Origin of the sequence: Neomoorella stamsii (genome assembly GCF_002995805.1) — a bacterium.
GTDB classification, from domain to species: Bacteria; Bacillota; DSM-521; order Neomoorellales; family Neomoorellaceae; genus Neomoorella; species Neomoorella stamsii.
The window spans coordinates 1-24,103 of sequence record NZ_PVXL01000019.1 but is presented as its reverse complement, the minus strand read 5'-3'; the positions used below and the strand labels follow the sequence as shown (position 1 = coordinate 24,103).

The following is a 24,103-nucleotide window of genomic DNA, read 5'->3' as shown; positions in this document are numbered from 1 at the left end:
TGTGTTTCCCAAACAATGGTCAACGGTTTGCGAGAACTCTACAAAAAAGATTTTGGCTCACTGCTTTGTACCATTGATGAAGTCCTGCGGGAGTTCTACAAATCCTGGTATGGTAATGCCGAAAACTACATAAAGCAATACGTTGAGCTCTCCAGGCTTATCGAAGAAATCACAAGGGGCGCGGACAACAAGTTTAAAGCTGCAATAAAATTCAATCAGGGTCAATTGTTGGAGGCCATACGCCTCTTAAAAGAACTGGGTATCTCCTCAAGACAGCTTGATAAAAAGTTTGCCAATAAAGAACAAGCCCTGCTCCTTAATATAATGGACCGGATAGAAAAAAATGGCGGCGAGACGTTTCAGCTCAACGTCACCCGGAGCCTTGACGCTATCAAAGAAGCCCTCAAGGCCGTTGCCCACAAGCATATAAAAGAGGAAACCGATAGTAAAGCAGAGGATTGGCTTAAGGAAGTTTTAAAGAAGCTCGAGGGTAATGACCTCAACCGGATGGTGTTCCATGGCATCCACCAGTTTAGTCCATTGATGTTAGATTTTATAGTCATGCTAATGGATATGGGTATAGAGGTGATTTTCCTATTTAATTTTCAGGAGGAGTACCCCAGTATCTATAACACCTGGATGAACATTTACAGTTATTTTGAGGTACCACGGGAGCATGATAGGAATAATCCACGTTATGATTTTATACCATTTTCCGCCTGCAACAACCTGGCAGTCTGTTTTGGCAACCTATTGGAAGGCCGTGAGGTACGGGGGGACCTTAGCGGTCTGAGCCTTTTAGAATTTAATAACCTTACCGAGTTTGCCAACTATGTAGCCCACCAATACGATTTGGGACGAGAAGCGGCTGGTCCGCATAAGGCGCTGGCCGGCATGAAGGAGCAGTTTTATGCAGCCAGTGGTGAGGTAAATGATATCCTCAAGATGTACTATCCGGAACAGTTCGGCGAGCGCCATTTCCTCGCTTATCCCATAGGGCAGTTTTTCTCTGCTCTCTATAATATGTGGAATGATGAAAAAAACCTGTTAGAACTCGATGAAAGGAATATTAAAGAAGTACTAAATGCAGGCATCCTGACGGCAGAACGCGGAATATACCTGCTTTCCGTCTATTACCGCCTGCAAATCTACCTGCAGGGCGCCGGCACCTGCAAGGAGTTTTTCCAGAGATTAGATTTGCTGCGCCAAAACCTTGCCAAATTGGCTGCCGGCCAGAAAAAAGATTTACATGCCTTATCGTTCTATAATGTAACCTGTGAAGAAGTAGATGCCCTTCGGGAAGCGATAAAACAGCTCAACGAAATAGCCATTCACCTCTTTGCCAGGGATAAGACGGGCTATCTTAACTTTAAGACTCATTTCCAGAGACTCCTCGATTTCCTTCGCGTGAAAGCCGATTCCATGGCCATCTTGAACGAGGAACGCGAGCTGGTCAATGGCTTACTTACCAGGCTCGAACATACGGACAACCTAGCCATCACGGGTACTATGGATGACCTGCGCAACTCCGTAGCTTACTACCTGAAGCAGACGTCTGAAAACAATTCGGCTCACTGGATAGTGAGGAACTTCGAGCAGATAGACGGTGATATTCTTCGCAGCGAGAACCAGGAAGAAGACAAATATTACCACTTCGCTTGCCTGTCTGACCGCCAGATGCAAAAGAGTGCCAATGACAGGCTTCCCTGGCCCCTTACCCAGTCTTTTCTGGAAAAAGCGTACTATCCTGCAGACTTAAAATTTCAGGTTTACATGACATCGATAAATGAATATCTTTATTTCATGCGCTACGCCCTTTTCTATGGATTATGCTATAACCGCCGGCAGGTAAAGCTGAGTTTCGTCAGGATGATTGATGACGAATTTATGCAACCGTATTTTTTATTTACCACCCTTGATATCGATATTCAAAAGAATAATCATGCCTATAAAGGTGGACAAAACATACATTTTACAGCGGCGCCCATGTCCCCTTTAAAAACTACCATCGAACCGACGGAAAAGGAAGCCCAGGTATTCGAATTATGCCCGTACAGGTATTTCCTTGAGGAGGTTATGGAGAGGGGCTGGGGTACGTTCAGCGATGAGTTCCTTTGCAAGCAGTATTATTTTGTTTTGCTGGTTGAGGCGATTTGGAAGAAAATTGAGGGCAAACCTGGTAATTTGGCCCAAGAAAAGTTAGACCGGTTGCTGGATATGGTTGAAAACGAATATAAACAATTTTTTCCCTGCTGGAAACCGAATGTAGACCTTTACGACATAAAGTGTCATGCCAAAAAATATATTTCTAAGTACATTATTGAAACCAGGGTGAAACCCTTTGACCCCTATTTTATAGAACTGAAAAAGAACTTTATCCACGCCAAATTAACCAGAGAAAACTCTGACGAAAACATTGTATATTTTCTCCATGAGATGAAATCTCCTGACAAGCGGAAGGCCGTAGCCCCCAAAATTGTAGAGTATCTTGACAGCGGTCGGCCGTTGCAGTGTAGAGTCGATATTTGGTGTCACTACTGTAAGCAGCGGTATATTTGCCTGGAATCTTTCGGGGCGTAACAAGATATAAAAAAACTTTCCACCGTAGGCAGCGGAAAACCAAAGGGAGAAGGGGATTCGCATGCAGCTAGAAAAAGGCATGTATGTTAGATGCCCGGTTGACGCGGAAGACCCTGATAACCCGCGCCTTTTTGCTTTGGGGCAGATAAAGAGCATTAATGATCTGGCAGGAACGGTGGATGTCATTCTGCATGACCCTTATGATTTCAGGCGCTTTTATGATTTTATTCCCCGGGGGTGTAAGTTGCCTATTAGGAGAGTCCGTCGCTGCCTGATTTACCGGGGGAGCACAGTCCTTTACAAGGGTGTTGAATACAAGCTTCTGGCATGTGCTAATGAAGGGGCTAAAGGATTAAGAGATTATTATATCCAGTGTACGGGGGATGGTAACCAAATCATTAAAGCAAGCGAGAAAGACTTGCAAGTGCCCTTTACCCAAATAGAGTATAGTCCGCTACTGCAACTCGCCGAATATGAATTCCATCACCCCTCCTGGTACAAAAACCGCCTCCTCGTCAGTAAAATAATGCACATACTTGACAATGCGATTTACGGTTTTAAAACCCTTGCCGGCTGTCGTGTCTTCCTTATGCCCCACCAGATTTATACGATTGTACGTTGCCTTGAAGATAGGCCGTGCCGTTATATGCTGGCCGACGAGGTGGGACTCGGCAAAACCATCGAGGCATGTTCGGTTGTAAAGATAATGCACGAAGAAAACACGAACCTGCGGGTACTTTTTGTGGTACCGGGTTCCCTGGCTGAACAATGGCGCACGGAGTTGATATATAAGTTTACCCTGGTACCCACCTTATATAAGCCTGGCCAGGGCTTTTCCCCCCTCTCTATAGTTGCCGTAGAGGAATTAGATCTAGCTGCCCAGGAAGGCTTAAAAGAAGGCAGGTGGGACATCTGCATTGTCGATGAGGCGCACAGGCTTTTAGGATTACCCCGGGAATATGAACATGTAAAAGATTTAAGCAGAAATATAGAGAACATCCTTTTCCTCAGTGCTACACCAATACAGGCCAGGAAGAACGAGTACCTAAAGCTTTTAGTTCTCTTGCATCCAGATCAGTACGAAAATATGGATATGGAAACATTTGAATCTTTGCTGGCACGCCAGGGTATGGTGCAAAAACGAGTGTATTCAATACTTAACGACATGGAGGAGTACGAAGATTATTGCGATACTATTTATGACCAGCTTATAGATATTGCCGATGATCTCAAGGATGACAACCTTAAAGATATAGTTAAAAAGATAGATATTAACGGTCATGACCACGGGATCGAGAATGCCAGGCTGGCCCTGGCTTATATATGCGAGCACTACCGGCTTGAAAGAAGGATGATCCGTAACCGGCGCGTACTGCTTAAAGAGAGCCTCCCCCGGCGGAACCTGGAGGCCGTTACCTACCAAATGGCCGGATCAGAAGAGTTTTATTATGAACGCAATACCTACGAAGCACTGTTGCAATGGATAAAAGAACAGGGGAACAATATTGACGATGAAAGTGTGCTTAATACAATCCAACCGCTACTGGCAGCTTTTTTTAGTTCCCCGTGGGCTTTTGCCGGTAAACTGGAAGAACTCGGTGTTGCTGACACAAACCTGGCGTATAATGCCGGGTTGTGGTGTGAAGCGGCAGAGAATGAACATCGAATGCTCAGTAACGTTCTCGACGACCCGGATCTCATCCGCGGCAGGCTGGTAAAGATTATTGATTACCTTGAACAGGAACTCTGCCTTGACAACGACAAAGCACCTAAAGTAGTAGTTTTTACACGCTATAAGGTTACCCTGGAAAAGTTTCTGGAACTGGCGCAAAAGCGTTTCGGCCAGGAAAGGTATGCCGCTTTTTATAGCGGCATGAGTCAGGAAGAACTATCTGCAAACGTGGATCGTTTCCAAAAGTCGGACATATGTAAGCTCATGATTTGCGATGAGCTTGGTGGCGAAGGCAGAAACTTCCAAATAGCGGATTTTGTAGTCCATTTAGACCTGCCGTGGTCGGTAAATGAACTGGAGCAGCGTATAGGCCGCCTTGACCGCATTGGTAGGGAAAAAGAGCGCGATGTAGTCTCGGTGGTCATTTATGCCGAGGGTACAATAGAAGAGCAGCTTTTTAAGCTATGGGACCGTGGCCTTAATGTGTTTAAAAAATCCATCAGCGGCCTTGAAATTATTTTGGGAGAACTAAATAGGCAGATTGCCCTTGCGCTAATTAAAGACGTGGAGTTTGGCCTCTCAGAAACCATAGATAGTATTATCCACTTCGCTCAAGAAATGAAAAAGGTCATTGAGGAAGAACAATATTATGACGCAGCAGCAATTATTTATCGGCCTCTTTCCCGTCAACTAGAACAGATGGTTAAATACTACCAGGCCAATGAAAACGAAATGTTCGCTACCGCCATGATGACGTGGGCTTCCCAGGCCGGTTTAAATGGAGAAGGAGATACTACCAACGGGTCACAGATAATAAGGTTCCGCGAAAACGCTTTTTCAATACGCTCGGCGGAAAATACCCTGCTCGTACCACCCGATTGGGCAGTTTATAGGGATTACCCAATGGTCAGGCAGAAGGACAGTATAACCGGTACTTTTGACAGGATGCTGGCCATCAAGCGCGAGGATCTCCTCTTCTATGCTCCCGGTGATCCCGTTTTTGATTCCATAATAGAAAACGCCCTGTCCTGTGGGCGCGGGAGGGCATGCGCTTTTGCTGAACTCGGTGAGTTTGAATGGAAGGGCCTTGTTTTTGTCTGGTCTATAGAACCGGATATCAAGCCTTTATTAGAAGTAAAGGGTGATCTCAGGTGCCTAACCCAGTTCAGGGGTTTTTTGCCCCTGGAACAAATTTTCACCTTATATCCATTGGACGAAGAAAGTGCGCAGGTTAATCCAGGGCTGGTAAAAGAGCACCTTATAAAACCCTATACTGATAGAAGCAGGAAGACAGCCCATTTGGGACAGCGAAGCAAGAATCGCGATTTTCTTAGTGGGCTGACAAAAAGCTTATCTAACCTTAAATGGTTTAAGCAGCAATACCCACGGGAAGAGTGGATTAGTATATTAAAGAAAGCGTCAAACCAATGCTTTAAAGAGGCCAAAGAACAGGTAAAGAAAAGGATGGACCTAAAAGAAGTGCAAAATGAGGTAGACAGGATAGTTAATGCCTTCAGGGCTTCTAGTATCTATTTTGGTCGCGATGCCATCAAGGTTATTAGATTACGTGAAATATATGATGTAGTCCTTAAGTGTATCAGCCGGCCGAAGATAACCCTGGACTCTGCGGCGTATTACTGGGTGGTAAAGCAAAATGAAAACGACTGAGCTTATTGAAGCGGTACTTTCCGGGGACATACCGCCGGAGGCAGCATGCCGCAAGTTACATAAGGCAGTGGAAGAAATACAAGGGGATTCATTAAAGGAGCAATTCAGGCTACGTTGTGCAATACGGGTTATCATAAGATATGCCCAGTATAAGGCGGGCAAGGCATCGGTAAAGGATCTAATAGCCGCTCTGCGCAATTATATCCTTTATGCGAGCAGGATAAGGATAACCAGCCAGTTATATGACTCATTTCGGGATGTTCTTGAGCCCTTTGCCATGTATATAGAACCGGGGAACTATCTTAATGCCCAGATTGCTTGTCCCGGTTGGTTTCAACAATCACATTTTGTCGATATAGCTTTCTGGCATGCCCCGGCGGCGGAAATTAGACCGCCCCTGTCCGTCGGAGACGGTCACTTGAAAGCCAACACGGGGTACAGCTATTATAAGACCTTTGAACAAAAACTTGTTGTTAATGCAGCCCTGGTCATGCCGGCAGGATATACAACAGCAGTATGCATGCCCACCGGGTCCGGCAAGAGCCTTATAACCCAGCTGCTGGCGGCCACAGGAAATGGCTTGACGGTGGTTGTTGTTCCAACTGTAGCCCTGGCAATAGACCAAATGAGGGCCGCCGTTCGAAACCTGAAAACTGTTACAAGGGAAAGTATCGCTGCTTATTATGGCAATATGAGTCCCGATAAGTTTCAAGGGATAAAAAAGGCAATTACAGCGAAAAGGTTGAAGCTGCTTTTTACTTCCCCCGAGGCTTTACTCAAGAACAAAACTATAGGGAATTACATCAGGGAAGCTGCCGGCGAAGGTTATCTGGAGAACCTTGTTATCGATGAAGCCCATATTGTAGCTGAATGGGGAGATCAGTTCAGGCCTGATTTCCAGTACCTGACTATTCTACGTCGCAACCTGGTTGAAGCAAGTCATGGTAATTTAAGAACTTATCTCTTATCAGCTACGTTCACGGATTATACGGTTGACACTTTGCGACGGCTTTTTTGTGAAGATGGCAAATGGGTTGAGCTGAGGGCTGATTCGTTACGCCGGGAGCCGAGATATTGCTTTATTGAATGCGAAACTTTGGGCGTTAAGAGGCACCGGATAATAAGGATGGTCCATCTTTTACCACGCCCCATGATTATATACGTCCTTAGCCCCGCGGAGGCCAATAAATGGAAGAAGATTTTGCTATCGGTTGGTTTTAGCAGCGTTGAAGTGTTTACCGGCGAGACTGAAGGTGATGAAAGGGAAAGGATTATCAGGGATTGGAACAGGAATCTCTTTGATATTGTCATTGCCACTTCGGCCTTTGGTATGGGAGTAGATAAACCGGACGTAAGGACCGTCATCCATGCATGTATCCCGGAAAATCTAAACCGCTATTATCAGGAACTTGGCCGCGGTGGACGCGATGACCTGCCTTCCCTCAGTGTATTGTGTATACATAAAGACGATTTAGAGGGCGCTTTTAGCCTTATCAAGGGCCGGGTCCTGAAGCCGGAAAACATTCTTGGACGCTGGGAAGGCATGGTGACCGACGAAAGTGCCATTTTCGATGGAGATAGAGTTGTACTAAATACATCGGCCAGGCCCATCTATATAGACGAGGCCACCATAACCGGGAAAAAGAACATTAAATGGAACCTTTATGTTCTCCTGTTTTTATTCAGGTATGGCTTTATAGATTTGTTAAATATGTGGGTCGACGATGACACAACGGCATACTATATCGAAGCACGTATAAAGGATGTCCATCTTTACCGGGACAGTCCTCAATTCCAGCGCCAGATTGACAAGTGGCGCGAAGAAGAATGGGGAAGGTTAGCCGCAGAGTTTGATATGGTGAGGAGACTGGTTGGCGCTCCTGCGAAAAGGTGCTGGGCTCACTCCTTCCTAAGTATGTACCCCCTTGCCCAGGAAAACTGCGCCGGGTGCCCGGTCCATGATGAGCCGGTGTTTGAATATCAAAAGACTGCCCTTAGGGAGAAAGTAGATTTACCCGGGGGGTCTGGACATAATTCCCGGTTCATGGTCAAATACCTGTCTACATATAAGGATATGCTTGTGTGCTGTGACCTTTTAAAGGAAACTCAAGGGGGCATCAATGCGGAAAAGTTAACTGCATTGATGGGTAGGCTCCTGGCAGTAGGGGTCAATAGTTTGGTAGTCCCAAGAGCGGCAGAAATGATCTGGGAACAGGTGGCCAACCGCCTGCCGCCACATACAAAAGGTACTATATATACAACAGATGAATACCTCCTGCTTTACAGGCAAAACCCCGGCTTTATTCAGGGTGTAATAGCCTGCCTTTATGGAGGAGATTCGTCTGAAAATAATCACTTGTATAATGCTACTGCTGCTTTACAAAAAGAGAGGGACGTTAAAGTTATTCACTGCGGCCCAAGGAATATGTTTTTGCAGCGCCCCAATCGTTACCTGGAAAACCTCGTTAACGGCTATATTGTAGATTTTTCGGTTTTTATGAAGGAGGATTAACATGTTCAAAAATAGAATGAGGGTGGAACCTACTCCCGAACGTGTTTATGCATTATGCCGGCTGGTGGCACGGTCCCCAATACCTAAAAACAGGCTGCGTGAAATGCTGGAGCCCAACTGGATTGAAAAGGATCCCAATAATTTTCCACTTACATACAGTGCGGCTAGAGAGCTTGAACTTATTTCTGAAGTAGACGAACGAGTAAGGCTTAATGTTTCAGCCGATGTATTCAATAGCTTTGCAAGCTATCGCAGATTCACGGCGCAGCAGGCCTTAAAAGATAGGGAATCGGTGTTTTTCCGCTTTACTGCATGGTATCTAAGCCAGAATGATAATTATTTTTACTATACCAATGTTGATGAGTTGGCCATAAGGCTGGGAAGAGATTTTGATAATGATAAGGTTGACGACATTGCCATTCGCGGGTGGCGCTTCTGGGCTTCGTTTTTTGGCATAGGTGTTTTGCATAACTTATTTCTGATTCCCAACATGTTTGTGCGCCTCCATGACGCTTTGATACTGGATAAGGATAGGGAAAACCCTTTCCCGAGGAATGTAAAGGTGCCGTTTAGTATGTTTGTCTCCTGGCTAAAGGAGAACTGCCCGGAATCTGTGCATAACCTGGATAGTCATGACCTTTGCCTGGGACTTTCCAGCGGGCTCAGAATGTTACACGACAGGGATATGGTACAGCTTATATATAATCCCGATAGTGCTGAGAAGTGGAACCTTTACCCAATGTTTACCCACGAGATAACTAAAGACGTTACAGATATTTTAGTCAAAATCTAAACCGGAGGTGGAGCCATGGACTATACAGCTGCCAAAAGACGCATGGAGGAAGACATAATCAAAACCGACGTCATAGCAAGCAAAGATGCGGACTTTCTTGCGACGCACGTGCCATTTAAGCGCCTGAGGTATATACCAGGCGGTAGCCTTGAGGATGCCGGTACCGATTTAACCGAGGAGGAAATATACCAGAGGCTGGTTGTCAACCGCAACAATAGACACCAATTTGTCATAATCCGTGGTCCCAACGGCGCCGGTAAATCCCACCTCATCCGCTGGCTAAAAGTGCGCCTGGAAAGCGATGAGGCTTACTTTGACCCTGAAAAGGAAATGGTGCTTTTCATCCAGCGTTCCGACAATACCTTGCGCGGTACCATACGCCAACTCATCGACGCCGGCGTTATAAGGGACGAAGAGAAAATACGCAGGTACCGCCACCTCCTCGAAGCAGATGAAGTCCTTGATGAGGACCGGTTAAAGAACCTAATTCTTCACCACTTTAGTTATGAAGTCGAACATGACGAGAACGATACTTTTTTCCGGCATAGCGTGCGCAAAGAAATAGCCATTTTCCTGCGCAATGATTTAATAATGCAATATCTTATGGAGGAAGGTGGCCCGATAACCCGGATATGTGATAAGATCACCTATTCAGGGCGTAACAATTCCGACAATGAGGTAGAGCCCCTCTTTTATGCCCAGGATTTCCTTTTTGTACGCGACCTTCTTCCCCATTTACGTAACAATGCCGACAGAAAGGCCTCGCGTTTTGCCGACAGGCTTTTTGAAAACGAAAAGGAGAATGTGCCCGAAAAACTGGCAAGGTACCTTAACACCCTCATCGAGCGCGTGATTATGAGGTGTGCCAGATACGAATCTGGCGATTTACGCCAGGTGTTCGAGACGCTAAGAAAGGAACTGGCAGCCCAGGGCAAAAACCTTACCCTGTTTATCGAAGACATAACTGCCTTTACCGCTATCGACAAGGAACTTATAACCGTGCTTGTAACCGAACATGGTGGTATGAACGAAGGCAAGGGCCTTTGCCGCATAAGCTCTTTCGTGGGTATCACCAATGCCTACTATGAGCAATTCCGTGACAACTTTAAAGATAGGGTAACAGCCCAGATTGAAGTAGGTGAAAATGTCTTTAGTGATCGTGATTCTCTGCGGGAACTGGCAGCAAAGTACCTGAACGCCATTTACCAGCCATACAGTGCCTTTACTTCATGGGTGGCCGGCGGTGCGCGCCCCGAAAGCTTGCCTGTGTATGAAGATAATAGCCTTCCAGCCTGGGAGTCTGTAAATCTGGCCACCGGACAGAAGCTAACCCTTTTTCCCTTTACTACTAATGCCCTGGAAAAACTCTACGGGGCTCTATCCCTAAAAACGCCAAGGAATTTTCTCCGTTGGGTTATCCGGGAGCATTTGAGTTGTTTTTTGGACGATCCTAAATCCTTCCCCAATGTGGCAAGTATACCCACAAGCCTGCTTGTTTGGAAGGAAAGTACGCACGCTGCCTTGATAGATAACATGGACCTGCCTGCGGAAGAAAAGAAAAGGCTGTCAGCTTATCTTTGTGTATGGGGTGATGGTACCGCTTACCGGGTACCGGCACGCAACGGCTTCCTTGTCGGGGGTCTTGCTTCAGAAGCGTTCTTATACTTTGGTTTTCCGGATCTTACTGTCAACGATAAGCTTCCAAACAAGGCTCAGCCTCCTGACAAGCCGGTACCGACAATTACCCACGGCGATGCCCCCGGGAGAAAAGGACCTGAGCCGCCGGCAACACCTCCGCCGGTGAGCTCAGAACCCGTGGACCGGGTAATGGCAGAATATCAGGATCGGATAGCGAGTATTGAGGAATGGGCCAATAGCGGAGAGCCTTTAAGGACCTATGAAAGGTTAAGAAATGACCTGTACGACTACCTGGTAACTGCAATTAATTGGCAATCCGAAGGCGTGTCCTATTATATAGCCAATAGAATGCTCCAGCGCAGGCTCGTGGCCATAGAGGGGCAGCCGCGCGGGGAAGAAGATGCCATAATCAAATTGGAACGCTCACCGGAAGGGCGAATGATCCTTATCGGCTTGACTCGTTGGAGGTACGTGGGTAAAGAGAGCTGGAGCTTTGATGATGCTCCCACATACCAGTATTATCTTGTTAATTGGACCTATAAAATAAAGGACCGCTTTATTGCAGCCCTGAAATCAGTCGGTGATACCCCGGCCGAAAAGTGGCCTATATTTGAGTGGGCCTGCACCGTAGAATACTACAGGCTTTTGCTTGCCGGTTATATCACCGGCCGGGAAGGAAGCGAGGAATTAGCCCAAAAACTCCTTACTGACCAGCAACGCCCGCCCAAAGTGGACGGCAACGGTCACAGCAGCCGATGGAACGACTTGCTTAAGAACATGTGGTCTGATTCCCGCTACAAGGAGAACAAGGAGGTTATAAGGCATTTTTACAATACCAGGCTGGGCCGTGTAACCGATGTCTCTGATAAGTTTTTCCTTTACACCGACTACATCCTCAGTGCCATCGAAAAGCTGCAGGCCATGAACTGGACCTTTAATGAACTTCCAAAACAGCCGTCATCGGCCAATGCCCTTACCCTTTCCCTTACCCTCCTTAACGAGCTTATGCCCAGGATCAGAAGAGTAGCGGAGGGCGAAAAGGAAAAAGCCCGTGCTGCCATTAGCCGCTTATGTACCTTCTACGGCGAAGAAATCACGGCTTCCGGCATAGTCCATATAACGGAGAAAATGGACATATTCCTTAACCGGCTTTCTTGGGCTCACATTGCTTATAGGTCAGAGTATTCTACAAGGGTTAGCACCATCAGGGCTAATGCCGAAGCAATTGCCGCCGCCGTGGCAAGCCTGCAGGGTTTAGATGATTCTATGCCGGTAAATATCCTGCTTCTAAGGTTCGTTAGCGACCCCATCAAAATAATCGAAGAGGCCGCAGACACGGCAGCCAGCATCGCTGCTGAGGCTGAGCAGATTTATAAATACTACAACGAGAATCTCCAGCGAAGGCGGAAGGAAATACCGGATACCTCAAGTCGTGCCGGCGCCGTGAAAAACCAGATAAATACAATAAAAGCACAGCTTAACGTGTTGTGGGGTGGAGACCGTGCTGGCGGAATTGCTAGATGAGGCCATTAACATACTTGATGAGCATAACAACATCGAAGAAACAATCAGGCGAGCTAACTCTTTGAAACGGCTATTGGATGAGCTAGAACGCCTCCTGAGCGACCTCAGGTCGCTTGTTAAATTTGGTGCTGCGTTTAGCGCTTGCTGTGCGGATTTAGACTTAACCCTCCCCGTGAAAGTTATTAATGGCATCCATCAACCCTTAGATGAAATCGTACTAAAACTAGATGCCGCCGAATTGGAACCCCTGGAGCTATCCCGCCTTTCCAGGGCTACAAGCAGCCTCGATGAACACCTAAAGGCTAAATGGGAAGGGTTTGTCCGCAAGTCTAGTGAAGATGTCTTGCAGTTACTGGAAGTTATTATTCCCCTGGTTGGGGAACCGGGTAAAGCCCAAACAACGGCCGCAATCAAGAGCTTCCTGGGAAAGTGGCCGGTGTCTGCTGAAGAGGTAAGCAGTTTTACTAAAGCAATTGAGGAAGGCAAGCAGATTATAGCCTCCCTTGATGTCGACAATAAAATCAGGAATTTTCTAACGCTGGTTGCCAACGGCAGCGCCAGTTTAGCCGACCTCGATGATGATGTCATGAATTGGCTCAGGGAACACAGGCTTGAATCACGCATTGTTATTAGATTTAAAGTTTCGGCTTAAAATATTGGCGCCTGTCGCTCTGGGAATGGAAGTTTATTGCTAAGCAATTGGAAGGGTGGTATTATACATCAAGGGCAGGAAAAGTAGACTTCCTATGGCGACAATGACCGTGCCTTATGCAAAGGGGAGATCCCATGGCTGTCCTAATTACAAAGGAAACCATCGATGAAATCAGCCAGCGTATACGCGATCTTTACCTGGCCGACCAGGTCCCCTGGATTGTAGGGTACAGTGGAGGAAAGGACTCCACGGCCACCTTACAGCTCGTATGGCATGCCATTGCCGGGCTACCTGGGAAAGCCAGGCAACACAAGACGATACACGTGATCAGTACCGACACGCTGGTGGAACAACCGGTAGTTGGGGCATGGGTTAATCGTTCCCTGGCTCTGATGAAGGAGGCGGCCCGGGACCAGGGCCTTCCCATAGAACCCCACCGGCTTACCCCCGAGACGAAGAACACCTTTTGGGTAAACCTGATAGGCAAGGGCTATCCCGCCCCGCGGCGGAACTTCCGCTGGTGCACGAGCCGGTTAAAAATCGACCCCGCGAACCGGTTCATCCAGAACGTAGTGACCCGTCACGGCGAAGCCATCCTGATACTCGGTACACGCAAGGCCGAAAGCCAGCAGCGTGCCCAAAATATGAAACGATACGAGGAAAAGCGCATACGCGACTGGCTCAGTCCCAACGGCACACTACCCAACTCCTTTATCTTTACACCCATTGAAGATTGGACTAATGATGATGTCTGGTTTTACTTAATGCAGGTGCGTAACCCCTGGGGAGTGAGCAACAAGGAATTACTCGCCATGTACCGGGGCGCCAGTGCCGACAATGAATGTCCCCTGGTCGTGGATACTTCAACCCCAAGTTGCGGTAGCAGCCGCTTTGGCTGCTGGGTCTGTACCGTTGTTAGCCAGGATAAGTCCATGGAGGCAATGATCCAGAACGACTGGGAAAAGGTGTGGATGACCCCCCTCCTTGAGTTCCGTAATGAAATTGGCAGCCTCAATGAAAACGGTGTCCTTGATGATTGGGATAGACGTGACTTCCGCCGGATCACCGGGCGGGTCGAACTGGACAAGAAGGGACGGGCCATCCATGGCCCCTACACTAAGGAGTGGCGGGAGTACTGGCTCCGGCGTCTCCTGCAGGTTGAGGCTGAGATCCAAAAAAATGGCCCCAAAGACATAGGCCAGCTGCAATTGATTACCGATGACGAACTCAGGGAGATACGCCGGATATGGGTCGAAGAGAAGCACGAGTTCGATGATTCCCTTCCCCGTATTTATAAGGAAGTGACCGGTCGGGAATACCCGTACCTTAATGATCTCAGGAAAGGTCCCTTCGGGAAACCGGAATGGGATCTGCTGAAGGAAGTATGCGGGGAGGACAGCGTTTTCTTTGAACTGCAGGCTTCATTGCTAGATGTAGAGCAGCGTGTCGGCGGTCTCGCCTTACGCCGGGGCGTTGTCAACAGGCTGGCAACCCTCATCCGGCGTGCTTACTTTTCCAATGAGGAAGAAGCGGTAGTTGCCCTTAAGGAGCGAGTCGGCCAATGGGAGGACCGTGACGAAAAGTTCCACGCCAAGCTAGAGGTTTATTTGCAGGAAGGACCTGAAGCCGGATGATCATTCGTTCTATAAAACTCGAGAACTTCGGTCTTTATGCAGGCCGGCAGTGCCTTGAGCCGGCCGTTCGTACAGAAAACAGCGGGCCGATCACCCTGGTAGGCGGCCTCAACGGGCGTGGTAAGACCAGTTTATTGGAGGCAATTCTCCTGAACTTGTACGGCAGCAGGTCACCATTTGTACATGAACGAGCCCGCTCATATAGTGCTTACCTGGATAGTTTGATTCATCGGGGAGTTCCCCGTGAGGAAGGCGCTGCAGTCGAACTGGAACTAATGGTGCCCATTGAGGAAGGTCACACACTCCTCCGAATTCGCCGTTCGTGGAAAGCGGCAGCCGTTCGTGTGGTAGATCGCCTGGAAATTTGGCGGGATGGTTTGGAGGATTCGCACCTGGCCTCTAATTGGGATACCTATGTGGAGAACTTGATTCCTTCCGGCATTTCTGGGCTGTTCTTTTTTGATGGTGAGAAAATCAGTGCCCTTGCAGAATCCGGGGGAACCAGCGAATCAGTAAAGGCTGCCATCCGGTCACTCCTTGGCCTTGACCTGGTGGATCGCCTGATTGCCGACCTGAACCTGGTTATAAAGCGGCATCAAGTACTCCTCAATGATACACCCGGCGCGGAAGAAGTCGAGGGATTAGAGCGCGAACTTGAGGAGCTGTACCAAGAAAAACGGCGCCTTAAACGGGAGATCGCCGGTATAGCAAACCGGGTAGAACGGGCGCAGGAAGACTTGCGCCGGAAAGAAAATGAATATCTCCAACTTGGAGGAACTTTAATCCAGAATCGGGAACGGCTCCAGCAGGAGCAGAGAGAGCTGCAGGAAAAGCTGGCCGAGTTGAAGGCCAGGATGGTCGCTCTGGCCGCCGGACCACTGCCGCTCCTTTTGGTTATGCCTTTGTTGAAGATTGTCCAGACGTCGGCCCAGGCCGATGAGCAAATCCGCCGAGCCCGTACGCTTCTTCCTGCCCTCGCCGCCAGGGATAGAAAAATCATAGAATGGCTCAGGCAGGCCGGGGGAGTCGATACACCGGCCGTAAATTTAATAGAAGAATTCCTTCGGGCTGACCGGGCAGAGTTGGAGGCGGTTGCTTCCCGCAAGGAATGCTTTTCTTTGTCGCCCCTGGCCCAGGGACAGTTAGCGGATCTGATAAGTAGAGGGCAGTTTACCCTAAGCAATCAGGTTAACCAGTTGCTAGCAGTTTACCAGGAGACCCAGGATAGACTGGACTTTGTCAACCAGCATTTGCATTACCCTGTTGATCAAAAGGCCGTCTCTGAAGCGTTGTTGAAGTTGTCAGAGACTGCAAAACACGTTGCCGAGCTTCAACATCAACAACAGAGACTTCAGAAGGAGCTTGATTCGATCGACTACGCGATACACCAGACGGAACAGAAACGTAAAAATGCCCTTAAAAAGATACTTGAGGAGAGCGAGACGCTGGACGATGCTAAACGTACTATATCGCTGGCGCTACGGTCCCAGGACACAATGCGCACCTTCAGCCGGCGGCTGGCGGAGCAAAAAATCGGCAGGCTAGCGGAGGCCATCACTATGGCACTCCGGGATTTAATGCAGAAACCCGATTTGATTTCCGACGTTCGCATTCATCCCGAAACATTGCAAATCTCGTTGTACGATAATGCAGGGCAAGAAGTGCCGAAGGAGCGCCTCTCCAGCGGGGAAAAACAGATGCTGGCCATCGCCATCCTGTGGGGACTGGCACGAGCATCCGGCCGGGAGCTACCCGTTATCATCGATACTCCCATGGGCCGGCTGGATTCATCTCACCGGATGAACTTTGTGACCAAGTACTTGCCGAACGCGAGCCACCAGGTGATTGTCCTCTCTACCGACACGGAGATCATCGGTGCCACCCTCGAGCCGCTTAACAATGCCATTGGGCGCCGATACCTGCTCCATTATGACGACGTTAACAAGCGGACGTTTATCAAAGAGGGTTATTTTGCCTGCCCAAAGGAGGCTACGGCTTGATCGTCAAGCAGCTCACCCTATCCAACCATGCAAAGGACCAATTGGCCCGGCTAAAGGGTAAGACCGGTATTGATCAATGGAACATCCTTTGCCGATGGGCCCTTTGTCTTTCCCTTAAGGAGCCAACTCCCCCGCCAGACGTACCCATCCCGGCAGACAGTAACGTTCAAATTGAATGGCACACCCTTCTTGGTGAATACCAGGAACTATATGAAGCTTTAGTTATCCAACGATGCATCCAGGACGGGGTAGGAACAGACCCGGCGTCCCTGGCGAAGTATTTCCGGTTGCATGTCCACAGGGGCATTGCCTATCTGAGTGCCACCAATTTTATCAAGTCCGTTAGCGACCTGCTCTACCTGGTGGTTGAAGATCTCCCACCAGAGGCCCCCGGGGAGGATGAAGCAGATGCCATTATACCTTGATTTCAACGCGACTACCCCCGTCGATCCCCGTGTCCTTGCAGAAATGGTGCGGGTGTACGAGGAGGAGTATGGTAACGCCAGCAGCCGGACCCATCGCTTCGGCCAGAGGGCCGGCCAATTAGTCGAGACCGCTCGGGGGCAAATAGCCGGGCTTTTGGCTGTTGATAAGAACGAAGTTATTTTCACCAGTGGTGCCACTGAATCAAACAACCTGGCAATATTAGGCCTGGCCAAATGGGGGGCCAGGGAAAACCGCAGGCATATCCTTGCCACTTCGATCGAACACAAAGCTGTACTGGAGCCGTTAGCCTATTTACAAAAATGTGGCTTTGAAATCGAGTTGGTTCCAGTTCCATCTTCAGGCCGGGTCGACCCGGAAGAGGTCATTCGTCGTGTACGACCCGATACGCTTCTGGTCACGGTGATGCACGCCAATAACGAGACCGGCGTGATACAACCGGTCCATGAAATCGGTAAAGCCCTTGCCGGGACGGACGTGTACTTCCACGTCGATGCCGCCCAGACCGCCGGCAAACTGGTGGCCGAATTACAGGACTTACAATATGATCTCCTCAGCGTGAGTTCACACAAAATGTACGGTCCGCAGGGAATTGGTGCCCTGATTGTACGGCGCAAAGGATACAGGCGCCCGCCTCTCCAGCCCATCATGTACGGAGGCGGACAGGAAGGGGGACTGCGGCCCGGGACCTTGCCGGTCGCCTTAATTGCCGGCTTTGGAAAAGCCGCTACCATCGCCAGGGCCGAACATAAGCAGTGGCTTTCAAAATGTATGGCCATCAAGAGGTCAATCCTTGACCAGCTTAATGCCGTTGAATACCAACTTAACGGTGACCCGGCGTACCAGATGGCCAACTGTTTAAATGTGAGTTTTTTAGGTGTGGATTCTGAAGCGCTGATGCTGGCAATTCAGGACGAAATTGCTATTAGCAACGGGTCGGCCTGTACCTCTGCCGACTACAAACCTAGCCATGTTCTTGTCGCTATGGGATTGAGCCAAGAGAGGATAGAGAGTGCCGTCCGCCTCTCATGGGGGCCGGCTGTTGACCCTAGTCTTACTATCCAGCCGCTAATTAGCTTTGTGAAGAATGCTATGTGGAAATGATGTCATTTAGCCCATTAAGTTAACCACTATTTTTCATATAAAGTAACCCAATCGGTTAGCACAATTGCCGTGTGGGAAAACCTGATCCTCAAAGACCACTGCCGGCCGCCTTATGCTAAAGGGATTTTCCTGCATAACCCAAGTATAAGATCGCGGGCCGCTGCGCTGGTAGAGAGCTTTGGCATCAAAACCCCCGGCCTGGATACCCCGACCGGCCGCCTTTCCGGGGGTAATATCCAGCGGGTAATCCTGGCGCGGGAGATTACGCGTAATCCCTCCGTACTGGTGGCGGCCTACCCCGCCCGGGGGCTGGATATAGGAGCTACCGAATACGTCCGCCTGAAGCTCATGGAAGCCAGGGACAACGGCATGGGAGTGTTCCTCATCTCGGAGCACCTGGAAGAGATTATGACTTTATCTGATCGTATTGCCGTAATATATGAAGGGCAGCTCATGAGGGTCATGGACGCGGGGGAAGCCGACGAACGCTCTTTAGGGCTCCTTATGGCCGGCATCCGGCAGGCAGCTTCTTAAACTTCTGCTTTTTCGGCGAACCTTAAACCCGGTTTAAGGGCCCAAGCGGGTTTGAGGCTGTTGGCCAGGCAGCAGGTCAACAGCCTTTCTTTTACGCCCGGGACAATTCTTAAGAATTTTTAAGGTTTAACCCCCACTCTCCTGTTATAATTGGAAATTAGATATGACGGTAGCGCGGCAACAGGAGAGGGAGGTATGACATGACAGCAGGTGCAGTCCCTGTAGCGCACCCCCGGCCCAAAAGGCTTATGTGGCTGCTGGGGGTGGGCTTATTGTTGCTTTTAGGCGGCGCCTTCCTGTGGTGGTGGCAGGGGCGCCGGGTACAGGTGACGTACATAACATTGCCCGCCAGCCAGGGCAGCATCGTCAACACCGTCAACGCCGCCGGCACCATCGAGCCGGTCAAGAGCGTGAACCTGGGCTTCAAGAACAGCGGCATCATCAAAGCCATATATGTCAAGCCCGGGGATGTGGTAAAAGCTGGCCAGGTCCTGGCCAGCCAGGACACCGCCGACCTGGAGGCGCAGCTGGCCCAGGCCCGGGCCAATCTAAACAACGCCCTGGCCAAGCTCCAGCTCCTCGAGGCCGGTCCCCTGGCCACGGACATCGCCCAGGCGGAAGCCAACGTCGAATCCGCCCGGGCGGCATATAACAACGCCCAGGCAACGGTAGAACGCGACCAGGCCCTCTACCAGGCCGGGGCCCTGTCCAAGGCTGAGCTGGACAACGCCATCACCAACCGCGATTCGGCCGCCGCCAAGCTGCGCCAGGCCCAGGCGGCCCTGGAGGCCCTGAAAAACGGCAACCGGCCGGAAGACATTGCCGCCGCCCGGGCGCAGGTAGAGGCCGCCCGGGTGCAGGTAACCCTGGCCCAGAGCAACCTTGACAGCGCCCAGCTCCGCGCTCCCTGGGACGGTATCATCAGTGCCGTCAACGGCGAGGTAGGATACCGCGTGGGCAGCGGCACGAACAACGAGAGCTTCCTCACCTTGATCACCCCGGCCCTGCAGCTGCGGGCCCAGGTGAACGAGGCCGACATCAACAAGGTAAAGATCGGCCAGAAGGCTACCTTCACCGTCAACGCCCTGCCCGGCCGGGAGATGTCGGGACAGGTGGCGTGGATCGCTCCCCAGGCCACTACCGTATCCAATGTCCAGCTCTACGACGTGGTGATTTCCTTAGACCCGAACCTGCCCCTCAAGGCCGGCATGACGGCCAACGTCAACATCATCACCGCCCGGAAGGACAACGTCCTCACCGTGTCCAGGACGGCCATTGCCTTTGCCGCCAGCTACCAGAACAGCAGCAATAAAAGCGGCAGCCAGGCCGCCGGGACGCCGGCGCCGGGTAGCGGCTCCGGCAACTCCGGCAACAGGGAAATACAGCGCGGCGGACAGGGAAGCGCTTCCCCCGCCACAGGAACGGGAGCAGGGGAAAGCGAGGCGGGAGCTACCGAACCCGGGACCAGCCGGGCGGTAGTGCTGGTCCTGGAAGAGGGCCGCCCGGTAGCCCGACAGATCATCACCGGCTTAAGCGATGAGCGCAACGTTGAAGTCGTGCGCGGGCTGAAACCCGGTGAAGCGGTAATCATCGGCACCAGCACCCCCGGCAAGCCGGCCACCGGCACCACGGCAAGGTCGCCCTTAAACCCCACCCCCATCCAGAACCGGCAGCCCAACAGGCCGGCCCAGGGGAGGCAGTAAGCGTGGGCGCGCCCTTAATCCAGCTGCAGGGGGTAACCAGGGTCTACGCGGCCGGCGAAAACCGCGTTCAGGCCCTGCGGGGTATCGACCTGGAAATCGCTGCCGGGGAAATGGTGGCCATCATGGGCGCCTCCGGGTCAGGCAAATCAACCCTCATGCACATCCTGGGCTGCCTGGACAGCCCCACCAGCGGCCAGTACCTGCTGCACGGCCAGGACGTCACCAGGCTGGCACCGGAGCAGCTGGCCCACATCCGCAACCGCCAGATCGGCTTTGTCTTCCAGAGCTTTAACCTCATCGGCAACATGACGGCCTGGGAAAACGTCGCCCTGCCGCTAATCTACGCCGGCGTGCCCTGGCGGGAAATGCAGGCCAGATCACTTACCGCCCTGCAGCAGGTAGGATTAGAGGGCCGGGAACACCACCTGCCGACCCAGCTCTCCGGCGGCCAGCAGCAGCGGGTGGCCATCGCCCGCGCCCTGGTGAACGAGCCGGCCATCATCCTGGCCGACGAACCAACCGGCGCCCTTGATACTCGGACGAGCGTCGAGGTGATGGCCATTTTCCAGCGCCTGCACCGTGAGCGGGGCCTGACGGTTGTCATCGTTACCCATGAACCCGATATCGCCGCCTACTGCCAGCGGCTGGTACGCCTGCGCGATGGCCTGGTCGTCGCCGACCAGGTCATAGAACAGCCGCGGCAGGCAGAAAAAGAGCTGGCAGCACTGCCGGCAGGGGAGGGAAAAATATGAGTCTCAGGGCAGCCCTGGCGGTAGCCTGGCGCGGGCTGCTGGCCAACAAGATGCGCTCGCTGCTGACCATGCTGGGCATCATCATCGGCGTGGCGGCGGTAATCGTCATGATCAGCATCGGCCAGGGCGCGACGGCCCAGGTGACGGAACGGATAGCCCGCATGGGGTCCAATCTCCTGCTGGTCCGGCCGGGGACTGGGTTCGGCGCCGTCCGGGGCGCTGCCGGGACGGTCAATACCCTCACCCTGGACGACGCCACAGCCATCGCCAGCTTGCCCCTGGTGCAGAACGTCGCCCCGGAGATAAACCAGCAGGTCACGGCAGCCGCCGGCAGCCAGACCTGGACCACGACTGTCAAAGGTACCAGCGCCTCTTACCCGGAGATTAGAAACCTGCCCGTGGCAGCAGGCTCCTTTTTCACCGCGGAAGACGTCGCCCAGGCCGCCCTGGTAGCCGTGTTGGGGCCGACGGTAGAAGCTAACCTCTTTCCTAACGGCACCAGCGCCGTCGGCCAGACCATCACCCTCAACAACCTCCGGTTTACCGTGATCGGCGTCCTGGCGCCCCAGGGCAGCGGGATGGGAGGAGCCGACCAGGACGACATGGTCTACATCCCCATCACCACCGCCCAGCGGCGCTTCACCGGCAGGCAGAACGTCCAGGTCATCAACGTCCAGGCCCGGGACGCCGAAAGCCTCAATACGGTGCAGGACGAGGTAGCCGCCCTGCTGCGGCAGCGGCATCACCTCAGCCCGCAGCAGGCCGACGACTTTACCATCCAGAACATGACGGCCATCATGGAGACCGTGGCCGATACGACGAAGACCATGACCCTGCTGCTGGCCAGCGTGGCGGCAGTTTCCCTGCTGGTGGGCGGCATCGGCATCATGAATATCATGCTGGTGTCCGTCACCGAGCGCACCAGGGAGATCGGCATCCGCATGGCCGTCGGCGCCACCGGCGGGGCCATCCTGACCCAGTTTCTCATTGAGGCCCTGGTGCTGAGCCTGGCCGGCGGCGTGATCGGGATGCTCGCCGGCCTCACCGGCAGCCGCCTGGTTTCCATTCTGGCCGGCTGGCCGGCGGTCATCGCCCCGGCCTCCATCCTGCTGGCCATCGGTTTTTCGGCCCTGGTCGGGATATTCTTCGGCTACTACCCGGCCCGCAAGGCCGCCACCGCCAACCCCATCGAAGCCCTGCGGTACGAGTAGGACCTTATCTAGCTCTCACCTCCATTGCCCGGCCTAAATCCGGGCATATTATAAAGCAGCCCCCTGCAGTCACAGGGGGCTGAATTTATCTTCCCGGCGGAGGATTATGACGTCGCCCTTGCGGTCGATGAGCTGTGCGGCGACAGTACTGCCGCCGGGATCTACCAGCAGGTAGCAGCTGTTTTTTTCACGGCAGGCGGTACCGCGGGCGGATAGTTTACAAAAGGTTTCCCGGCGGCGCTGGAGGGTCCTTTCCCCTTCCAGCAGGCGCAGGGCCAGGGTATCCATATTTAAAAGGCAGGGCAGGACCTGGTTGCCGGCCAGGATCAGCCGGGTGCGAAAGAAGCCCTCGACATAAGGCTCAAAACTTTTTACCTTGCCGCCGACCACATAGCCTGTGCCGCCTTCATCGCGGCAGCGGGGCCGGCGCAGGCGTAAAGGTACCAGGACCATCTCCGGCCCCAGGACAATGGGGGCCAGGTGACTGCGGCCTTCCCGGGACCAGGCGGTATATTCCTGCCGCCAGGATACTCCCAGATGGGCGGCCAGGGCCTTCAAGACAGTCTTCGTCCGGCGCCGGTCAAGGAGTATCTGGCCGTCATCCAGCCAGACCTCGGTATAGTTGCCGGCATCATCGCCGCTGCCGTAGACCGGCACCAGGCAGTTTAATTTTAGCCACAGACCTTGCTGGATCCAATTAGCTGGCAAGGATTCCACCTCCTACCTTCTAAACATATTATATGGGAACATATATTCGATGATCAAGAGGGGAATTTATCACGGTTCGGGATAGCGGCGATTCAGCCGGGGGGTTTCAGGGTTCGGGCCAGCTCGTTTATAGCTACCGTCAGGTCATCGAGTTTTTTCTCCACCCTGACTAAGAGGTAAAAGGCAATGACCATGGGGAAGCCATAGTTGCCGATCTGGACCCAGAGGTTTTCCATGTCAGGCTCTCTCCCTTTCCTCGCTGAAGTTCCACTCCTGGACTACCTTTTCCCGGGCCTGACCCAGGAGTTCCCCCCAGGCGGCGGCGCATTCGGCGCAGAGAATAAGGTCGCCGATGAGGGCAGTATTTTCTAGGAGCAGTATTTTACCTTCCAGGGTCTGCTGGCGGTCGCAGCAGTCACAACGTCCCCGGCGGGGCCGGGCAAAATAACTGAACCTGACTTGAAACATTATAAAGACCTCCATGTAATTTCATCTAATTGCGCTTTGGGGAAACCGGCCGCCAGGGAAGTAAGGCCGGTAGAAAATTTCACCCCAATTTAGGCCGGGAGGAAGGGGCGAGTCCCTTCCCCACCTCCTCCCGGGCCGGTAAAAGTTAAGCAGCAATGATATCGGTGACGTCCCTGGTGACGATACGGGCCCCGACGATAGCCGTCAAGTCGCCGCCGGGCGAGGTAAAGATGTTCCGGTCCAGGATGAGTTCCATGGCGGCCCGGACTTCAGCCTCGGTCAGGTTGTCCCGCGGGTCCTGGACGGCCAGGGTGGTCCGGCGGCCGGCAGCATTCTGGAAGATCAATTCCAGGCGTTTGGTAAGCATAACTGTTCACCTCCTATCTCAATAATTTGCTTCTAGCTCGTTAAATCTCTTGCTCTCTTAGATTTTCATTTTTATGATGAAGTCCAAGAAGGCAGACTAAGCCTTCATCTTCATCATCAGTAGACGTAGTTGTTGTGGA

The 24,103-nt window shown here is 51.7% G+C and carries 18 protein-coding genes; 14 read left to right on the top strand and 4 right to left on the bottom strand.

The window, feature by feature from the left end:
- Nucleotides 1-15: 15 nt before the first annotated feature.
- The 14 genes from MOST_RS02005 to MOST_RS01940 all read left to right on the top strand — a co-directional run bounded on the left by MOST_RS02005 (nucleotide 16) and on the right by MOST_RS01940 (nucleotide 22,421).
- Nucleotides 16-2,580 carry a hypothetical protein gene (locus MOST_RS02005; RefSeq protein WP_129588642.1) on the top strand — a complete coding sequence of 855 codons (2,565 nt, stop codon included), beginning with the start codon at nucleotides 16-18 and terminating at the stop codon, nucleotides 2,578-2,580.
- Between the two features lie 61 nt (nucleotides 2,581-2,641).
- Nucleotides 2,642-5,920 carry an SNF2-related protein gene (locus tag MOST_RS02000; RefSeq protein WP_054935960.1) on the top strand — a complete coding sequence of 1,093 codons (3,279 nt, stop codon included), beginning with the start codon at nucleotides 2,642-2,644 and terminating at the stop codon, nucleotides 5,918-5,920.
- Entirely contained in the window at nucleotides 5,907-8,432 is a 2,526-nt protein-coding gene (locus MOST_RS01995) for a DEAD/DEAH box helicase (protein ID WP_054935961.1), read from the top strand. Before MOST_RS02000 ends, MOST_RS01995 begins: the two co-directional genes overlap by 14 nt.
- A gap of 1 nt (nucleotide 8,433) precedes the next feature.
- Nucleotides 8,434-9,225 (top strand): hypothetical protein, encoded by a 792-nt coding sequence (locus MOST_RS01990; RefSeq protein WP_054935962.1) that lies wholly within the window; start codon nucleotides 8,434-8,436, stop codon nucleotides 9,223-9,225.
- A gap of 15 nt (nucleotides 9,226-9,240) precedes the next feature.
- Nucleotides 9,241-12,387, top strand: coding sequence for an ATP-binding protein (locus MOST_RS01985; protein ID WP_054935963.1), 3,147 nt, complete (start codon nucleotides 9,241-9,243; stop codon nucleotides 12,385-12,387).
- Nucleotides 12,365-13,039 carry a hypothetical protein gene (locus MOST_RS01980; protein WP_054935964.1) on the top strand — a complete coding sequence of 225 codons (675 nt, stop codon included), beginning with the start codon at nucleotides 12,365-12,367 and terminating at the stop codon, nucleotides 13,037-13,039. Before MOST_RS01985 ends, MOST_RS01980 begins: the two co-directional genes overlap by 23 nt.
- A 134-nt stretch (nucleotides 13,040-13,173) precedes the next feature.
- Complete coding sequence (dndC, locus tag MOST_RS01975; RefSeq protein WP_054935965.1) at nucleotides 13,174-14,673, top strand: DNA phosphorothioation system sulfurtransferase DndC; 1,500 nt, start codon at nucleotides 13,174-13,176, stop codon at nucleotides 14,671-14,673.
- Complete coding sequence (gene dndD, locus MOST_RS01970; RefSeq protein ID WP_054935966.1) at nucleotides 14,670-16,673, top strand: DNA sulfur modification protein DndD; 2,004 nt, start codon at nucleotides 14,670-14,672, stop codon at nucleotides 16,671-16,673. The genes dndC and dndD overlap by 4 nt, the downstream gene beginning before the upstream one ends.
- Nucleotides 16,670-17,098, top strand: a complete 429-nt coding sequence (dndE, locus tag MOST_RS01965) for a DNA sulfur modification protein DndE (protein ID WP_054935967.1) — start codon at nucleotides 16,670-16,672, stop codon at nucleotides 17,096-17,098. Before dndD ends, dndE begins: the two co-directional genes overlap by 4 nt.
- Nucleotides 17,082-18,221 carry a cysteine desulfurase DndA gene (gene dndA, locus MOST_RS01960; protein ID WP_054935968.1) on the top strand — a complete coding sequence of 380 codons (1,140 nt, stop codon included), beginning with the start codon at nucleotides 17,082-17,084 and terminating at the stop codon, nucleotides 18,219-18,221. Before dndE ends, dndA begins: the two co-directional genes overlap by 17 nt.
- A gap of 69 nt (nucleotides 18,222-18,290) precedes the next feature.
- Nucleotides 18,291-18,755 carry an ATP-binding cassette domain-containing protein gene (locus MOST_RS01955; protein ID WP_054935969.1) on the top strand — a complete coding sequence of 155 codons (465 nt, stop codon included), beginning with the start codon at nucleotides 18,291-18,293 and terminating at the stop codon, nucleotides 18,753-18,755.
- 200 nt (nucleotides 18,756-18,955) lie between these two features.
- A complete protein-coding gene (locus MOST_RS01950; RefSeq protein WP_054935970.1) occupies nucleotides 18,956-20,458 on the top strand; it encodes an HlyD family secretion protein in 1,503 nt (500 codons plus the stop codon).
- A gap of 2 nt (nucleotides 20,459-20,460) precedes the next feature.
- Nucleotides 20,461-21,210 carry an ABC transporter ATP-binding protein gene (locus MOST_RS01945; protein WP_054935971.1) on the top strand — a complete coding sequence of 250 codons (750 nt, stop codon included), beginning with the start codon at nucleotides 20,461-20,463 and terminating at the stop codon, nucleotides 21,208-21,210.
- Nucleotides 21,207-22,421 carry an ABC transporter permease gene (locus MOST_RS01940; protein WP_054935972.1) on the top strand — a complete coding sequence of 405 codons (1,215 nt, stop codon included), beginning with the start codon at nucleotides 21,207-21,209 and terminating at the stop codon, nucleotides 22,419-22,421. Before MOST_RS01945 ends, MOST_RS01940 begins: the two co-directional genes overlap by 4 nt.
- Before the next feature lie 69 nt (nucleotides 22,422-22,490).
- Here MOST_RS01940 and MOST_RS01935 read toward each other — a convergent pair whose 3' ends face one another.
- The 4 genes from MOST_RS01935 to MOST_RS01920 all read right to left on the bottom strand — a co-directional run bounded on the left by MOST_RS01935 (nucleotide 22,491) and on the right by MOST_RS01920 (nucleotide 23,964).
- The gene (locus MOST_RS01935) at nucleotides 22,491-23,129 is read right to left on the bottom strand and encodes a hypothetical protein (protein ID WP_054935973.1); all 639 of its coding nucleotides are present in this window, start codon (nucleotides 23,127-23,129) and stop codon (nucleotides 22,491-22,493) included.
- Between the two features lie 92 nt (nucleotides 23,130-23,221).
- Nucleotides 23,222-23,365 carry a YvrJ family protein gene (locus tag MOST_RS01930; RefSeq protein WP_064774466.1) on the bottom strand — a complete coding sequence of 48 codons (144 nt, stop codon included), beginning with the start codon at nucleotides 23,363-23,365 and terminating at the stop codon, nucleotides 23,222-23,224.
- Nucleotide 23,366: 1 nt separating this feature from the next.
- Nucleotides 23,367-23,597, bottom strand: coding sequence for a hypothetical protein (locus MOST_RS01925; RefSeq protein ID WP_054935974.1), 231 nt, complete (start codon nucleotides 23,595-23,597; stop codon nucleotides 23,367-23,369).
- Between the two features lie 145 nt (nucleotides 23,598-23,742).
- Nucleotides 23,743-23,964 carry a DUF2922 domain-containing protein gene (locus MOST_RS01920; RefSeq protein WP_054935975.1) on the bottom strand — a complete coding sequence of 74 codons (222 nt, stop codon included), beginning with the start codon at nucleotides 23,962-23,964 and terminating at the stop codon, nucleotides 23,743-23,745.
- Between the last annotated feature and the right edge of the window lie 139 nt (nucleotides 23,965-24,103).

Excerpts from the sequence above, each read along its gene's own strand:
- MOST_RS02005 (WP_129588642.1), top strand. The coding sequence starts at position 16 with ATGGTCAACGGTTTGCGAGAACTCTACAAAAAAGATTTTGGCTCACTG.
- MOST_RS02000 (WP_054935960.1), top strand. The coding sequence starts at position 2,642 with ATGCAGCTAGAAAAAGGCATGTATGTTAGATGCCCGGTTGACGCGGAA.
- MOST_RS01995 (WP_054935961.1), top strand. The coding sequence starts at position 5,907 with ATGAAAACGACTGAGCTTATTGAAGCGGTACTTTCCGGGGACATACCG.
- MOST_RS01990 (WP_054935962.1), top strand. The coding sequence starts at position 8,434 with ATGTTCAAAAATAGAATGAGGGTGGAACCTACTCCCGAACGTGTTTAT.
- MOST_RS01985 (WP_054935963.1), top strand. The coding sequence starts at position 9,241 with ATGGACTATACAGCTGCCAAAAGACGCATGGAGGAAGACATAATCAAA.
- dndC (WP_054935965.1), top strand. The coding sequence starts at position 13,174 with ATGGCTGTCCTAATTACAAAGGAAACCATCGATGAAATCAGCCAGCGT.
- dndD (WP_054935966.1), top strand. The coding sequence starts at position 14,670 with ATGATCATTCGTTCTATAAAACTCGAGAACTTCGGTCTTTATGCAGGC.
- dndA (WP_054935968.1), top strand. The coding sequence starts at position 17,082 with ATGCCATTATACCTTGATTTCAACGCGACTACCCCCGTCGATCCCCGT.
- MOST_RS01950 (WP_054935970.1), top strand. The coding sequence starts at position 18,956 with ATGACAGCAGGTGCAGTCCCTGTAGCGCACCCCCGGCCCAAAAGGCTT.
- MOST_RS01940 (WP_054935972.1), top strand. The coding sequence starts at position 21,207 with ATGAGTCTCAGGGCAGCCCTGGCGGTAGCCTGGCGCGGGCTGCTGGCC.
- MOST_RS01930 (WP_064774466.1), bottom strand. The coding sequence starts at position 23,365 with ATGGAAAACCTCTGGGTCCAGATCGGCAACTATGGCTTCCCCATGGTC.
- MOST_RS01925 (WP_054935974.1), bottom strand. The coding sequence starts at position 23,597 with ATGTTTCAAGTCAGGTTCAGTTATTTTGCCCGGCCCCGCCGGGGACGT.
- MOST_RS01920 (WP_054935975.1), bottom strand. The coding sequence starts at position 23,964 with ATGCTTACCAAACGCCTGGAATTGATCTTCCAGAATGCTGCCGGCCGC.